The organism is Citrobacter sp. CK202, from assembly GCF_030333225.1.
Lineage (GTDB): Bacteria > Pseudomonadota > Gammaproteobacteria > Enterobacterales > Enterobacteriaceae > Citrobacter_B > Citrobacter_B koseri.
Window position 1 is genome coordinate 193156 of record NZ_JAOWGI010000020.1, and the last position, 14036, is coordinate 207191.

Here is a 14036-nt window from a genome sequence, read left to right on the forward strand (position 1 = left end):
AGCCTGTACTAAGTTTAGCCTTCGGCATTCACCACTTTAATCTCAACCATCCCGATACCCAGCTTACGCGGGGAGTGGCCGAGAATATTGCCTTCATTGGTCGATACCGGGTCGGGCGGCACAATCACCAGCGTACTGGCATTTGACGGGTTATCAAAATGCAGCGTTGTTGTGGTGACTTCGTTCTCTAACACCAGCGTCTGTTCTTCCTTGCCTACGCGAACAGGAATAGGGCGATTAGCATTCGCGCCAAAGGCTTTGGCGGTGATCACCAGATCGAATTTCTTCGGTAACGGCGTGTTGTATTCAATCTTCACTTCATCACCCAGTTGCGCATTAGACCAGCGCCCCCACGATTCCGGTCGTGAAATCCCGCTGAACTGCTTCACCTCTTCCGGCGCGCCAGCCACGTTAAAGATAAAACTGTCGGCTTTGTAACGAATATCGTTATCGACGATCTTCAACGTATCAACGTTGCCTTTGTAACGCTCCATATCGATAACCGTATCTTTAAACGCCGTTTTGCCTTTCCACTGTGCTTTATCGACGTGCTGGACGCTTTGTTGCCCGCCCAGTTGCCCTTGTGAAACGCACCAGTCGGTGGAGAGCGCCAGCTCCGGCGCCCACAGCTGCGCCATTTTGTAGCAGCGATCGACCCAGACGAAGTTATCGCGTGGGGCAAAATTAGCCAGCTGGAAACGCAGCGGGGCGGAGTATTCACTTTCCGGCAGCGGTTCGACGCGCTTATCCGACACCCGCAACAGCAGCGGCAGGCGGAAGTGGCTCCCTGAGAAAGCGATCATGTCTTTATCCCGATCGACGGTAAAATCCTTCATCTCTTTCGGGAAGTTCCACAGGCGAATAATGTCCGGCTTCATCGCCAGGATCTTCTCTTTGCTGTTCAGGAAGACTTCCGACAGCGACTGACCGGAGAGGCTGCTGCGCCCCAGGCCGATAAAGTTATCCCCGCCCAGAATATCCAGCACGGTCGCGCCGTTATCCATCGTGTTGCGTTTCACCGCCAGCGTATCCTGCTGAGGCTGGTCGCCGCGCAGCACGAAGAACAGGTTGTTGCGATCCTGTTTGTTCAGGTACTTCCACGCGGTGTTGTTCATCGCCAGATGGTCGGAGGAAACCACGATGACGGTATTTTTAAACCACGGCGACGCTTTGATTTTATTGATAAATTCGGCGATGTTCTCCTGGCTGCAACTGACGGCGCTAAAGGACTGGTTCGGCTTACCGTCGAAGTCGTAACGCTTGCGGTTACAGGTGCGTGAGATAAACCCGTCCGGGTGGTGAGTATCCACCGTCAGCGTAAACAGCGAGAAACGCTGGCCGGAGCGAGAGAGTTCTTCAAACTTTTTCCATGCCTCGTCGAGCACCGTATCGTCGTAAAAACCCCAGTCGTTACGATAGCTCGGGTCTGCCACCACGGTTTTTAACTCTTCCGCACCATACAGGTGGTCGAAACCGTGGGATTTGAGGAACACGTCTTTTCCGGCGAAACGCAGATTTGCGCCCTGCACAAAATAGTTCTGATAGCCGGAGTTTTTCAGGATATCGCCCAGACAGATATTCTGCGGGAAGAAGCTGGATACGGAAGCCGACGCGTTGCCTTCAAACGGCGCAAACAGCGGGATGCCGCACTGCGAGGCGACCATTCCGGCGATGGTGTAATCTGTGCCCGGCAATTGCATGGTGTGGCTGAAATCCAGCCCTTCGTTTTTCAGCGCTCCGAGTTCCGGCGTGAGATCCGGGAAGGCATCGTTATCAAAATAGGTGCGCTCCAGGCTTTCACCGTAGATATAGACCAGGTTGAGCTGCGGATTCGGGATCGTTTTCGACGGTTCTTTGTAATAAGCCGGGAAGTCCGGGTCGCCATCGCGCGACTGGGATTTGACCAGTTCGGAGATCTGGCGGAATGCCGGGCTGGCATCCACCGATCCCAGCGCCAGTAAGAGCGCCAGCAGGCTGTAGCCAAAATGGTGAGGATGGTGGCGACGCCTGCGCAGAACCCAGCCTAACGCGCCAAATACGGCGGCCAGCGCAAGTACGATACCGGCGCCGGGCAGAATATATTTGCTGACGCCGGCACCCGTCAGGCTGTTGGTCAGCGTGTAGAGAACCGCATCGTTAATGCCGTCACCGGTAAAGTAATCACTGGCATAGAGCGTAATATTTAAGACAACAAAAAGCCCAAGTACCGCTAAAATGGCGGCAAACCACCAGGTGTTGCGACCCGCTTTCCACGCATAAATCAGCACGGACGCGAGAAACAGGGCGATGGAAAGTAACTCAGACAACTGATGATCCTCAATAAATCTGCATTCGGCAGGCGGCGTAATCTCTTTTCAGGACATACAATGTAATGGCGATGTCATATTGCTGCAATTATGGTGACATTAAAATGTGCAGTGATTAAGAATTGGTTTAGAACCTGGCTTTTTTGATCGTCGTCACTTCCCGTGATGCGGGGAAGGCGAGACAGAGAGAAGTAGAAAGAGAGAGGTCAGGCCGCGCTCAACGCTAAACGGTTGAAACGCGGCATGTTGGCGCATCAGGAAATGAAGTTCATCCCCTGTTTTAACACCAGATCGCAGGCTTTGGTTTTCACTTTTTCCGCCAGCGGCGTGCTGCCAATGTTATCCAGGCTAAGCTGTTCGCCGTTTTGGGTATTCAGCAGACCCTGAATGCCATCCAGATAATTGGTGTCCTGCTTCTGTTCGGCGGCGCCAAGTCCCAGTTTATCCAGCACCTGGTTTTTAACGTTTTCCGCATTGGTAACGGAAGTCAGTTTCTGTTTCGCGCAATACTGCAAAATACCCGCCGCGTTGTTCATGTTATCAGCGCTTAATGCCTGATTGCCGCCATTCAGCAGGCTGGTCAGAGAAGACAGCGACATGCCGCCCTGCTGTGAAGAGCTGCTTTGTTTGCTCAGTTCGCTGGCGGCGCTGGAGAGAGAATCCTGCCAGGACGCGGCGAAAGCGCTGGTGGCGATAAACGCGCTGGCGGCAACCGCGCAGCACAGAAGACGTTTTGTGGTTTTCATCGTTATGACTCGTGTGTGTGTACCTTTCGTCGCAGTATAGCGCTTGCCTGGGTCGGAATGGTCTTAATACTCTTTGCCGGTGACGCGGCTACGGTAGCTTTCCCAGTTGAAGATCACCCATAGGCTGTTGCCCAGACGCATACGATCCATTACGCGTTCGCCAAGGAGTTTGGTCATCTCATCCATATTGCTGTTGGTTAACATCCCGGTAGGGCGTTTGGATGATGAGCGGCGATCGACGATCTGGTTGATGATCACTTTTTCATAGCGGGATTCGGTCTGCATACCGATCTCGTCGATCACCAGCAGATCCACATTGCTGAGATCGTTGAGCAACTGCTCTTCGCTGGTTTCGCGATTGCTAAAGGTGCCTTTCATCGCGGACATAATATCGGCGACGGTAATGATCAAAACCGATTTTCCGCGCAGCAGCAGTTCATTGCAGATTGCCGCCGCGAGATGGTTTTTCCCGGTGCCGGGTTTGCCCGAAAAGATAAAGCTGGCGATGTTGCCGTCGAATTCTTCGACGTACTGCCGCGCTTTGCTCAGCGCGTTCATCTGCCCGTCGTTCTCAACACGATAGTTATCAAACGAGCAGTTTTGATGCAGCGGACGGATGCCGGAACGGTTGAACGTGCGCTGCATTTTCATCGCCCGGTTTTCACGCGCCAGCGCTGCCGCACGCATTTCGCCTTGCTCTTTCTGCCATGCCAGCAGTTCTTCGCCCGTTTTGAATGCAGGCTCAACATTTGCTGGCATCATTTTTTGCAGACGTTTCATCAGGTCGCCAACGTTTTTCATCGTTACCCTCGAAAACCAGGTGGAATATGGTCGTCAGGTTCGCTGACGTTGTTCACATCACGTTTCGGCATACCGCCGTTACTGGCCCGGCTGATTTGCACGCTGCGCGCCAGCTTTTGCTGCCACTGGATGTGGTGAAAAATCTTACCTTCCGCTTGCCAGTAAGCCACAAACGAGGTCAGCTCTTCGGCGGTGACGGGTTCCCTTAGCGCGACGCCCCACAGCGCGGCCTGCCGCTGGAAGTCAGCATCCGGCTGCCAGTCTGCGTACATGGCGAATTTCCCCAGCGGAACGGCCACAGGCGCGGCCTGGGAGTCTTCGTAGAGTTGAGCATCCAGTGTGACATCGCTTCCCGGGCGCGATAACTTTTCCTCCAGTGCCAGCAGTTCCGCCAGACGTGCCGGCGTCACGGCATAAAACGCGGGCGCGTTATTGGCGAAGACCGCCACCGCGCCGCTTGCCGATTTTGCCAGCACCGCGTTGTGATCGTGTAATAAGGCGTCAATACCGATGACGTCCGGGGTCAAAATTCTGGAAGACATAATGTTTCTCAACAGGGAACCACAACCGAGAAGGAATACTGTTTTTATAGTAACACACAGACGGGAGATATCGGCAGGGTGAGGGAAAGCAGCCTCACCCTGCCTGAGTGCAGGGAGAAAAGCATCATACCCGTGGGCGTTTGCGATACAGCCACAGACCGGGAACGGAAAGCCCGATGGAAAGCGCACCGACAATAGAGGAGGCTTTCAGGAAATTGGTCAGCAATGTGATCATCAACGGTTCGCTGTAGCCAAAGTGGCTGATTTTGACGGCGGATATCATTGCCGTATAGGCGGATATCCCCGGAAACATCGGGATGACTGCTGCGACGGTAAAGACTTTGGGGTGCGCCAGATACCAGCGTGACCACTGAATGCCGATGCTCCCTACCAGCAGCGAGGCCATAAATGTCGACCATTCGATATTAAACCCGGCGGTCATCATCACCATGCGTGAGCCGTGGCCCAGCGCGCCGAGCAGCGCACACCAGGGGAGCGCCCGGTGCGGCACGTTGAACACCATCGCAAAGCCCACTGCCGGGATTGCGGAGAGAATCATGTCCTGCATCAGCGCCAGAAGAAAATCGATTACACCCATCCGCGTAGCCCCCACAGCGTCATCGACATCACCACGCCGACGCACGTCGCCAGCGTTAACAGACTGGCAATCGCCCAGCGCGCCAGACCGGTATTAATGTGGCCCTTAAACATATCCGCAACGGAATTAATCAGCGGAAACCCCGGCACCAGCAGTAAGACGCTGGCGGCCATGGCGATGGTCGGGGTATGGCTGAAAGTGGGCAAGCGAAGCAAAAGGCCGGAAATGGTAGTGGCGACAAAAGCGGTGATGCAAAAGTTGATTTGTGGGTGTAAATGCCGGTGCGCCAGCATCTGGCGAATATACATCGCCACCATGCTGGCGAAAAAGGTGATCACCGCGCCATCCCATCCGCCGTTATTCAGTTTGCAGAAACAGGCGCAGGAAAGCCCGACCATCAGCGATACCAGCCAGCGCGGGTAGCGCAACGGTCTGAGCTGGCTAAAGCGCTTCTCTACGCCTTTTATATCCAGCAAATTATGTTCGGCCAGGATGACAATATGCTGCACCTCCGTGACAACGTGCATATTAATGCCGCGATCCTGGTTCTTACGTGTCGATGTCAGACACTGCCCATCTTTAATGGTGGTGAGAACGATAGCGTTGGAGGAGATGGCGCTTTCCACGCTGTCCATCCCTAACGCCAGCCCCAGGCGGGTGGAGAGTTCATCAACCAGCGCGCTCTCTGCGCCGTGTTGCAGTAAAAAAAGCCCGCATTGAATACATAACCGTGTAACCGTTCGCTGTAACGACTGCTCTGTTTGCATGACTCGCCCTGACTGAAAAGACGCGTTGCGTACCATCTGAATGACGAAAGTCTTCTTTGTATCATGAAGCCCGACCCTTTTGGCTCTGGCTAAGATCAATTTTGTGATGAAAAAAGAGGCAGGATGCCAGACAATCAGTCGCTGAATGTCATAATTGCAGTATATTGAATGCCTTACGTCGAACGTGAATGACAGGGAATGAAGTATCGTCTGTAACCTCTGAAATTAATGAGACGATATTCTTTTCTTGTGCTTCCTGAAAGCATAATTATCTGATGCGAAACATAGCGTGAGTTTATTAAATTCCCCTTGCATATGTTAGAAATGCTAATGATCTAATTTAGTTAATTTAATTGTACCGCAATTATTTTTAGCGGTAATTATGCAATAATAGTTTGGTGATTTTATACTATGCGGATCATTGTATAGAGTCGTTATTGCTATAACATTTCAAATAAAAGCCAAGGATAAACAATTCACTTCGTCTATTACCACGTCTGTTTTTCTCATTAATTATATTATTTATTAATGAGTGAACAGGAGGGGAGACCTGTGGATATGGAGGAGATATGTTGCCAGGATGCCGCAAAAACATAATTATTATCAGTAAAATACCTGTTATACAGACGGGGTTAAAAGAGGTGGTGCAGGGCCATTTCCCTGCTTATGAACTGATGTACTGCCGTTCCGTAGAAGAACTGACATTAATGCAGCTGCGCCGCTCCGATGTAGTGATTACGGATTTAACGGGAGAATGTAAACATCCCCGCGCTGTCTGCGAGCAATTTTACGCTTTATTATCTCAATACCATGATATTCACTGGGTATTTCTTGTTTCCCGTGCGTTTTACTCACAGGCGATTGAGCTTCTGATGAGCCCCTTCAGTACGTTGCTGTCTGACGTTGAACCGGTTGAGAATCTGGTAAACGTGATTGAAGCAGGCAATGCCCATACGGACAGGATCAGTAAGACGCTGCTATCTCCCGCTCTGCCAGATGTCTCGAGTTTTGGCCATCGTCCGGTTGTTCTTACGCTGTCGGAACGGAAAGTGTTACGGCTTCTGGGTAAGGGTTGGGGGATTAATCAGATAGCGATGTTGCTTAAGAAGAGTAATAAAACGATTAGCGCGCAGAAAAACAGTGCGATGCGACGTCTGTCAATACACAGCAATGCTGAGATGTATGCCTGGATAAACAGTTCTCAGGGAGCAAGAGAATTGAATTTACCTTCAGTTTATGGAGATGCTACTGAATGGAAAACCGAATTGCCAAGGGAAATGTCGCACTCATAGAGAAGTGCGTAATGAGCAGTATTGGAATGAAGAGTTTATTTGACGCGTTTCCTGATTGCCAATATAAACTTCATATTTTTCCAACTCAATCTGCTTTCCAGAAAGCGATGTTAAGTACTCCCTTTTCCGTCGTTATTTTTTCACTTTCTGCGATGCGGGAAGATCGCCGGATGGGGCTGGCTTATCTGGCGGAACTGGCTGTGAATTTTCCTCGTGTGCGCCGACTGGTCATCGCGGATGATGATGCGGAAGCCCGGTTAATTGATTCGCTGTCGCCTTCGCCGTTAGATGGGGTCTTAAGTAAAGCGTCGTCACTGGCCAGTTTGCAGGAAAAGCTCTTTTTATTATTGAACAGTAAGCGAGAGGTGACGGAACACACTCTGAACCTCTGGTATCTCAATCAGAGTCGAATGATAAGCCCCACTGAGCGTGAAATTCTGCGTTTTATGTCGAATGGTTATTCGATGCCACAGATAGCCGTCCAGCTGGAACGCAATATCAAGACGATTCGCGCCCATAAATTTAATGTGATGTCTAAACTGGGCGTCAGCTCAGATGCCGGATTGCTTGATGCGGCGGATATCCTGCTGTCTCTGCGCGCCGAAAAGCCGGGTCGCTTATCCGCGTAATTCTGTAGTCGCTCTGTATTTACAGGTTGCTTGTGCCGGGTTTATCGCCCGGGCACAAATAGCATCACTGGCACACATCAATCCAGGTTGCTGAAGTGAGTTCTGCCATTCTGTCGGGGGAAATTCGGACTGCACTGTGCGTTGCCCCTGCTGCTGGTAAGACTTCAGCATAATGTTTTAATGAGACGTCGCAATAGACGGGCAGAGGCGCTTCCAGCCCGAAAGGGCAGACACCGCCGACCGGGTGCCCTGTGGCGATCACGACTTCATCGCTGCTGAGCATTCGCGCTTTTGCGCCAAACGTGCTCTTGAGTTTCTTATTGTCCAGGCGGGCATCGCCTTTGGCGACAACCAGAATAATGTCGTCTTTCACCTTAAGCGAAAGCGTTTTCGCTATCTGTCCTGGCGCAACATTATGCGCTTTCGCTGCCAGTTCCACCGTCGCCGTACTCTGATTTAATTCGATGATTTCAATATCCGGGGCACGTTCGGCCAGAAACTGCCGTACCGATTGCAGACTCATTCTTTTCTCCTGACGCTGTATTAGCAGTCCTGTTTTTCAGAAAACCGCGTGGCGTAATTTGTCATAAGGAAAGCGGCACTGTAAATAATTTATGTAATAAACCAGCAGCATGAGCGATTTTTCGATCGTCTTCACATTCACGGAAACCGGTTACAGTAACCGGTTGCAGTCCGGCGGGCGGGGATTAATACTGAACCTGTCACTTCCTCTGTATCACATAATAAGAGCCATTTATGAAACTTCATTCTCTCTGCTGTATCGCTGGTGTTCTCCCCGGCGCGGTCGCGAAAAGTAGTAATGGACCCTTACACGGCGGTGCTGCTGCCAGCACGTCTATGTTGTTTTGACTGACAGGAGAACGCTATGTCTACCAACCATGCTGTGTTTAATGTGATTTTTCGGTTTGTCGAAAACTACGTGAGTCCCGTTGCCGGACGTATTTCCTCACAACGTCATGTTATGGCTATTCGTGATGGTTTCATTTCGGCAATGCCGTTTATGATTGTCGGCTCCTTCCTGCTGGTTTTCGCCTATCCTCCTTTCTCACCGGACACCACCTGGGGATTTGCCCGTGGCTGGCTGGCGCTGGCGAAACAGTTTGAAAGCCAGATTTTGACGCCGTTTGATATGACGATGGGGATCATGTCCATCTATATCTGTGCGGCCATTGCCTATAACCTGGGCAAACACTATGTTAAATCGCATCAGTTAGATCCGTTTATGTGCGCCATGCTCTCGATCATGGCCTTCTTGCTGGTTGCCGCGCCGAAAACAAACGGCACTATGCCGGTTGACAGCCTGGGCGGAACGGGGATTTTTACCGCGATTCTGGTGGCGATTTACTGTGTTGAAATGATGCGCTTCCTGAAGGCGCATAACATTGGCATTCGCCTGCCCGACCAGGTGCCGCCGATGATCAAGAACTCCTTTGATCTGCTGATCCCGGTGCTGGTGGTGGTTCTGACCTTGTATCCGCTGAGCCTGGCGATCCAGTCGCAGTTCGATATGCTGATCCCACAGGCGATCATGGCGATCTTTAAACCGCTGGTTTCCGCTGCGGATTCATTGCCCGCTATTTTGCTGGCGGTGCTGATTGGGCATCTGCTGTGGTTTGCGGGGATTCACGGAGCGGCGATTGTCTCCGGGATGCTGCAAATGTTCTGGCTGACCAATCTCGGTATGAACCAGACCGCGTTGGCGCAGGGGGCGCCGTTGCCGCACATTTTCATGGAAGCCTTCTGGACTTTCTTCATCGTCATTGGCGGTTCTGGCGCTACGATGGGGCTGGTGATTTGTTATTTACGCAGCCGTTCCGTACATTTGCGCTCTATTGGCCGCTTAAGCGTCGTGCCGAGTATCTTTAATATCAACGAACCGGTTATTTTCGGGACGCCGATTGTGATGAACCCGGTGTTCTTTATCCCGTTCCTGCTGGCGCCAATGGTGAACGCCGTGCTGGCGTGGGCGGCGATGAAACTGGATCTGATTGGGCGGGTGATTTCCGTGGTGCCGTGGACTGCGCCCGCACCGGTTGGCGCTGCGTGGGCATTGGGCTGGGACTACCGTGCGGCGATCCTGGTGGTCATACTGGCGCTGGTGTCCGCCATCATATACTTCCCGTTCTTTAAGGTTTATGAGAAGCAGCTTCTGGCGCAAGAGGCAGAAGAGGCCGGGCGTGCAGAAGAGGAGAGTCAGCAGATGGCCTGACGTGTTGAACAAGGCGCTGCGGCGCCTTGTTTATTTCAGCGTACAGTCACCGCATTGCTGAACGTCTGGCAACCGGTAGCGTTGACAGCAGGTTCGGCGCACCAGCAGACCTTCGCGAGGGACGACGGTACGCCACAGCGGGTTATCCTGGCCACTGGAAAGCTGCTTTTCGAAGAAGCAGCTCTGGCGCAGCGTTGCCAGCAAGGCTTCGCCAAGTAGCGGTTTCATTTCGGTCAGATACCAGTTGATCAGATACCCGGTGTTACTCCAGATAAGCTTACCGTTAATATCGCCGGTTGATTCCAGTGCCTGAACGACCGGCATCAGCGCAGAGACGATCAGCGTTTCCATTCTCTGTTGAGGAGAATGCGCGGTTGCCCGCTCGTCCTGATGCACATCAACCCAAAAACAGGCTGCGCGTCCGGTTTCGTGGAACTCAACGTGCATGTGCTCGGGCGAAACGTCAATGGCCCTTTCCTGGGTGAGCAGGGCAAGCATCAGAGGCGGTACCATCAGACCGATATACCATTGCGCCCAAAGCGAAATGAGCGGCTTATTTTCGCGTGGTTGCATCGGTTGATGACGATAAATATGGTCGGAATAGATAGCCAGCAGGGAGCGCATCGTACCCGGTCGAGCCCACTGCGCCAGCGTCATGGCGCCCGTTGGGTGCGGTTCGTCCAGCCGAATAAAATCAAGCAGATGTTCGCGCGTCCGGGTTATCGTTTCACGCACGGCTTCAGCCAGCGAGGGCATCTCAGGCTGGAGATGGGCTCGCCAGGTGACATCTTCAATGATCGGTGCGGAACGGTAAGGCATAGCGCTGTATATAAGGATAGTAATCTAAATGATAATGATTTCTAATCCTAATGATAGCGATAGTCGATGGCAAGCGCTTTGTCGTGACGCTGTGCGCGGTAGCACGATGATATCGCCCTGTGTCAGACCGTACGCAGTTCGTCACTCGCAAGAATGTTGTTGCGCCCCAGGTTTTTGGCTTCATACAGCGCTTTATCCGCCTTGACGATTGCAGCCTCCATGTCCTGACCCAGTAGCGGCGCGATGCCAACGCTGATGGTGACATTGGTCGCCACGCTGACATTAAACATATGTGGGATTTTGAGATCGTAGACCTTCTGGCGAATACGTTCGGCGGTCGTGCGCGCCTCCTGTGGATCGGTCGCGGTCAGCAGGACCATAAACTCTTCGCCGCCAAAACGGGTGACAATATCCCGGGAACGGACAGCGTCACGAATCGCGGCTGAAACGCGAATGAGAGCCTGGTCGCCCATCATGTGCCCATAGTGATCGTTATAAGCTTTGAAGTGATCGATATCCAGCAGCAATACGTAGTGTTCTTCGTGCGTTTCCAGAGCAAGGAGCGTATTCAGCTTATTTTGCAGGCCGCGGCGATTATACAGGCCAGTCAAAGGATCGAGCATACTCAGCCCGTTCAGCGTTTCTCTCTCTTCCAGCAGTTTGTACATCAGCTGTTGAGCGAAATCGTCATAGCGTTTTTGAATAACATGCTGGATGGCAATGCCCGCCATCGGGAGCGCCATGAGATAAATAATCCGTATGCCGTGTTCGCTGCCATTAAGCCACAGGCAGGCCAGAACGGAAGGCAATGAATGGAACGTAAACGCAATGATATTATTAGCAAAGGCGATGGAGCCAATAAATAACACGCAGAGAAGGGCGATGAGTAGAAAAGTATAATCGCTATGGTTCATAGCATTATATTTCAGTGTGATATGCCAGGCCCACAATATGCCTGATATAACAGAAATAAAGGGGATATTAATCTTTTTATGCGTATATTTTCCGTGCCATATCAGAAGTAACGTACTTGCAACAAAGAGCAGTATTGCCGGGACTGAGACAGCCCTGACCTCATAAAGAGGAAAGACAAGCGTAAACAGCCCGGACACCGCATTGAGAAACAGAAAAAGGCGTAAAGAGAATTGATATTTTTTGGTGCGTAGTGCGCGCCAGGATTGAGCTGTCATATCTGAATGTCGTTATTTATCTATGAATTACGCTGGTTGGGGCCAAAATGAAAAATAACGTGCGGGAAAAAGCCCGCATAAATAAACGTTTTTATTGTTTGTAAGTTAACCACCGCCCAATCTATCACCTTGCTGAATTCATGTCATCAATTGTTAAGACAATCTCATACAAGGAAGTGTGACGAACTGCTGACAAATGAGAAATTTTATCATATGCTATTGGTTATCATTATCGGTATCAGAGGTAAAGCCATGTTGCAGCGTACACTGGGCAGTGGATGGGGGATATTGTTGCCGGGTATTTTTATTACCGGACTGGCGTTTGCCGACCTCTCCATTGACGCATGGAAGGTACTGATTGTATTAGGATTACTGCTGACTTCGTTGATGCTGTATCACAAACGCTTACGGCATTTCGTCCTGCTGCCGTCATGTGTCGCGCTGATCAGCGGCATGGTGCTGGTTATGATGAATTTGAATCAGGGATGAACAAACAAGACGTAAAGCAGAGAAGGGAAATAAGATAATTGGTGCGAGGGGGGGGACTTGAACCCCCACGTCCGTAAGGACACTAACACCTGAAGCTAGCGCGTCTACCAATTCCGCCACCTTCGCACAGTCATCTTACTTTTTTGATATCGCCTCGTTGGTGCGAGGGGGGGGACTTGAACCCCCACGTCCGTAAGAACACTAACACCTGAAGCTAGCGCGTCTACCAATTCCGCCACCTTCGCCCAGTGCGAGCAATATCAACGTGGTTTTGGTGCGAGGGGGGGGACTTGAACCCCCACGTCCGTAAGGACACTAACACCTGAAGCTAGCGCGTCTACCAATTCCGCCACCTTCGCATACCATCGATTCTTAAAAAGAATCGCTACCACGGAGGCGCATTCTAGTGGTTTTCAGCTTTTCGTCAATAGTTAATTACGCAGGATGGATTGATTGCTGCAAAAATGGGCGCTAACCGCAGGCCGGATAAGCGAAGTGCCATCCGGCATCCGCAAACCATGCCGGATGGCGGTGCAGGCACTTTATCCGGCCTACGATGACCACTCTATTTCTTCGCCTGGCGCGTCATCACCGTGCGGTAAACTTTAAAGCGCCCGGTTTGCGCAATCACTTCGTGGAAGCCAAACGTTTCATCCAGCACTTTCGGGTAGGGCAGGAAGGCGTTAGCCACGATGCGCAACTCACCGCCGCTGTTGAGGTGGCGAACCGCGCCGCGAATCAGCGTTTGCGCGGCATCCAGGCTGGTTTGTATTCCATCGTGGAACGGCGGGTTAGAGATGATCATATCAAAACGCCCTTTTACGTCAGAAAAGACGTTACTGGCGAACACCTCACCCTCAACGCCGTTTGCCGCAAGCGTTGCGCGACTGGCCTCAACGGCAGGCGCGGAAACATCACACAGGGTTAAACGCACTTTTGGCGAGTGGCTGGCTAAGGCCGCAGAGAGCACGCCTGCGCCGCAACCGACATCCAGCACTTTGCCTTTGGTATGTGGCGTCAGCGTGGAAAGCAGCAACTGGCTGCCGACATCCAGACCGTCGCGGCTGAAAACGCCGGGCAGCGTTTTGATGGTCAGATCGTTAATGCGGTACTCGCCCCAGTATTTTTCCGCATCAAAGACAGGCTGTTTTTCCAGACGGCCATGATACAGCCCGCAGCGGCGCGCGCTGTCGATTTTGTTCAGCGGCGCGTAGTCGGCCAGCATTTGCTCTGCGCTGCGAACGCCGCTACGGTTTTCGCCCACCACGAAGATGTCGGTGCCGAGCGGCAGCAGCGACAGGATATTCATCAACTGGAACTGGGCTTCAGGTTTATTTTTCGGCCAGTAGTAGATCAGCGTGTCGCAGTCCGCGACGTCGTCAGCGTGGGCGACCAGGCTAAAGCGCGCCTTCTCGCCCATCAGCTGGCTTAACAACTGCCAGTGGTGGAATTGTTGCGTATGCACGCGGCTGGCGGCGCTTTCGAAGCGGGCTGGCAGGTCATCCTGCAAATCTCCGGCAAACAGAATACGGCTTTGTTCGAAATCATCACTGTGGCGCAGCAAGACTTCACTTGCCGGGGTAAAAGCAGACATGAAAGGTTCCTCTATTGTTCCTGGCGGCGATTA

General features: G+C 52.0%; 14 protein-coding genes and 3 tRNA genes. 4 read left to right on the forward strand and 13 right to left on the reverse strand.

Annotated features, from left to right (window positions below):
• Positions 1–14 precede the first annotated feature (14 nt).
• From opgB to OGX84_RS04525, 6 genes are all read right to left on the reverse strand, one after another.
• Complete coding sequence (gene opgB, locus OGX84_RS04500) at positions 15–2306, reverse strand: phosphatidylglycerol--membrane-oligosaccharide glycerophosphotransferase (protein WP_058668532.1); 2292 nt, start codon at positions 2304–2306, stop codon at positions 15–17.
• Between the two features lie 254 nt (positions 2307–2560).
• The gene (locus tag OGX84_RS04505) at positions 2561–3052 is read right to left on the reverse strand and encodes a YjjA family protein (RefSeq protein ID WP_112001226.1); all 492 of its coding nucleotides are present in this window, start codon (positions 3050–3052) and stop codon (positions 2561–2563) included.
• Positions 3053–3115: 63 nt separating this feature from the next.
• A complete protein-coding gene (gene dnaC / locus OGX84_RS04510) occupies positions 3116–3853 on the reverse strand; it encodes a replicative helicase loader DnaC (RefSeq protein ID WP_049008305.1) in 738 nt (245 codons plus the stop codon).
• A gap of 2 nt (positions 3854–3855) precedes the next feature.
• On the reverse strand, positions 3856–4395 hold the full coding sequence (gene dnaT, locus OGX84_RS04515) for a primosomal protein DnaT (RefSeq protein ID WP_047459119.1): 540 nt from the start codon (positions 4393–4395) through the stop codon (positions 3856–3858).
• A gap of 124 nt (positions 4396–4519) precedes the next feature.
• Complete coding sequence (locus tag OGX84_RS04520; RefSeq protein WP_012134217.1) at positions 4520–4993, reverse strand: threonine/serine exporter; 474 nt, start codon at positions 4991–4993, stop codon at positions 4520–4522.
• Positions 4984–5760 carry a threonine/serine exporter family protein gene (locus OGX84_RS04525; RefSeq protein WP_024130740.1) on the reverse strand — a complete coding sequence of 259 codons (777 nt, stop codon included), beginning with the start codon at positions 5758–5760 and terminating at the stop codon, positions 4984–4986. The genes OGX84_RS04520 and OGX84_RS04525 overlap by 10 nt, the downstream gene beginning before the upstream one ends.
• Positions 5761–6329: 569 nt before the next feature.
• Between OGX84_RS04525 and OGX84_RS04530 the strand changes: the two genes are divergently transcribed.
• Complete coding sequence (locus tag OGX84_RS04530; protein WP_012134215.1) at positions 6330–7052, forward strand: LuxR C-terminal-related transcriptional regulator; 723 nt, start codon at positions 6330–6332, stop codon at positions 7050–7052.
• The gene (bglJ, locus tag OGX84_RS04535) at positions 7013–7681 is read left to right on the forward strand and encodes a DNA-binding transcriptional activator BglJ (RefSeq protein ID WP_049008312.1); all 669 of its coding nucleotides are present in this window, start codon (positions 7013–7015) and stop codon (positions 7679–7681) included. The genes OGX84_RS04530 and bglJ overlap by 40 nt, the downstream gene beginning before the upstream one ends.
• 64 nt (positions 7682–7745) lie before the next feature.
• On the opposite strand, the gene OGX84_RS04540 is transcribed toward bglJ, so the two are convergent.
• Positions 7746–8204, reverse strand: a complete 459-nt coding sequence (locus OGX84_RS04540) for a YbaK/EbsC family protein (protein WP_112001225.1) — start codon at positions 8202–8204, stop codon at positions 7746–7748.
• A gap of 363 nt (positions 8205–8567) precedes the next feature.
• Here OGX84_RS04540 and OGX84_RS04545 point away from each other — a divergent pair, with 363 nt between their 5' ends.
• Positions 8568–9911 (forward strand): PTS sugar transporter subunit IIC, encoded by a 1344-nt coding sequence (locus OGX84_RS04545; protein ID WP_024130738.1) that lies wholly within the window; start codon positions 8568–8570, stop codon positions 9909–9911.
• Positions 9912–9941: 30 nt separating this feature from the next.
• On the opposite strand, the gene fhuF is transcribed toward OGX84_RS04545, so the two are convergent.
• Both fhuF and OGX84_RS04555 read right to left on the reverse strand, forming a co-directional pair.
• Positions 9942–10730: a siderophore-iron reductase FhuF gene (gene fhuF, locus OGX84_RS04550; protein WP_112001224.1), complete on the reverse strand. Its 789-nt coding sequence runs from the start codon at positions 10728–10730 to the stop codon at positions 9942–9944.
• 122 nt (positions 10731–10852) lie between these two features.
• Complete coding sequence (locus OGX84_RS04555) at positions 10853–11920, reverse strand: GGDEF domain-containing protein (RefSeq protein ID WP_012134209.1); 1068 nt, start codon at positions 11918–11920, stop codon at positions 10853–10855.
• A gap of 252 nt (positions 11921–12172) precedes the next feature.
• Between OGX84_RS04555 and OGX84_RS04560 the strand changes: the two genes are divergently transcribed.
• Positions 12173–12409: a DUF1435 domain-containing protein gene (locus tag OGX84_RS04560; RefSeq protein ID WP_146235386.1), complete on the forward strand. Its 237-nt coding sequence runs from the start codon at positions 12173–12175 to the stop codon at positions 12407–12409.
• A gap of 39 nt (positions 12410–12448) precedes the next feature.
• Here OGX84_RS04560 and OGX84_RS04565 read toward each other — a convergent pair.
• From OGX84_RS04565 to rsmC, 4 genes are all read right to left on the reverse strand, one after another.
• Positions 12449–12535: transfer RNA gene (locus tag OGX84_RS04565), tRNA-Leu, on the reverse strand.
• Positions 12536–12567: 32 nt separating this feature from the next.
• Positions 12568–12654: transfer RNA gene (locus tag OGX84_RS04570), tRNA-Leu, on the reverse strand.
• Between the two features lie 27 nt (positions 12655–12681).
• Positions 12682–12768: transfer RNA gene (locus OGX84_RS04575), tRNA-Leu, on the reverse strand.
• 206 nt (positions 12769–12974) lie between these two features.
• A complete protein-coding gene (rsmC, locus tag OGX84_RS04580; RefSeq protein WP_047459087.1) occupies positions 12975–14003 on the reverse strand; it encodes a 16S rRNA (guanine(1207)-N(2))-methyltransferase RsmC in 1029 nt (342 codons plus the stop codon).
• Positions 14004–14036 lie beyond the last annotated feature (33 nt).

What these genes read in the sequence shown, in the direction of transcription:
- OGX84_RS04540 (WP_112001225.1), bottom strand. Translation starts at nt 8,204, where the DNA reads ATGAGTCTGCAATCGGTACGGCAGTTTCTGGCCGAACGTGCCCCGGAT.
- OGX84_RS04560 (WP_146235386.1), top strand. Translation starts at nt 12,173, where the DNA reads ATGTTGCAGCGTACACTGGGCAGTGGATGGGGGATATTGTTGCCGGGT.
- OGX84_RS04520 (WP_012134217.1), bottom strand. Translation starts at nt 4,993, where the DNA reads ATGGGTGTAATCGATTTTCTTCTGGCGCTGATGCAGGACATGATTCTC.
- OGX84_RS04530 (WP_012134215.1), top strand. Translation starts at nt 6,330, where the DNA reads ATGTTGCCAGGATGCCGCAAAAACATAATTATTATCAGTAAAATACCT.
- OGX84_RS04555 (WP_012134209.1), bottom strand. Translation starts at nt 11,920, where the DNA reads ATGACAGCTCAATCCTGGCGCGCACTACGCACCAAAAAATATCAATTC.
- OGX84_RS04525 (WP_024130740.1), bottom strand. Translation starts at nt 5,760, where the DNA reads ATGCAAACAGAGCAGTCGTTACAGCGAACGGTTACACGGTTATGTATT.
- rsmC (WP_047459087.1), bottom strand. Translation starts at nt 14,003, where the DNA reads ATGTCTGCTTTTACCCCGGCAAGTGAAGTCTTGCTGCGCCACAGTGAT.
- dnaC (WP_049008305.1), bottom strand. Translation starts at nt 3,853, where the DNA reads ATGAAAAACGTTGGCGACCTGATGAAACGTCTGCAAAAAATGATGCCA.
- dnaT (WP_047459119.1), bottom strand. Translation starts at nt 4,395, where the DNA reads ATGTCTTCCAGAATTTTGACCCCGGACGTCATCGGTATTGACGCCTTA.
- bglJ (WP_049008312.1), top strand. Translation starts at nt 7,013, where the DNA reads ATGGAAAACCGAATTGCCAAGGGAAATGTCGCACTCATAGAGAAGTGC.
- OGX84_RS04545 (WP_024130738.1), top strand. Translation starts at nt 8,568, where the DNA reads ATGTCTACCAACCATGCTGTGTTTAATGTGATTTTTCGGTTTGTCGAA.
- fhuF (WP_112001224.1), bottom strand. Translation starts at nt 10,730, where the DNA reads ATGCCTTACCGTTCCGCACCGATCATTGAAGATGTCACCTGGCGAGCC.
- OGX84_RS04505 (WP_112001226.1), bottom strand. Translation starts at nt 3,052, where the DNA reads ATGAAAACCACAAAACGTCTTCTGTGCTGCGCGGTTGCCGCCAGCGCG.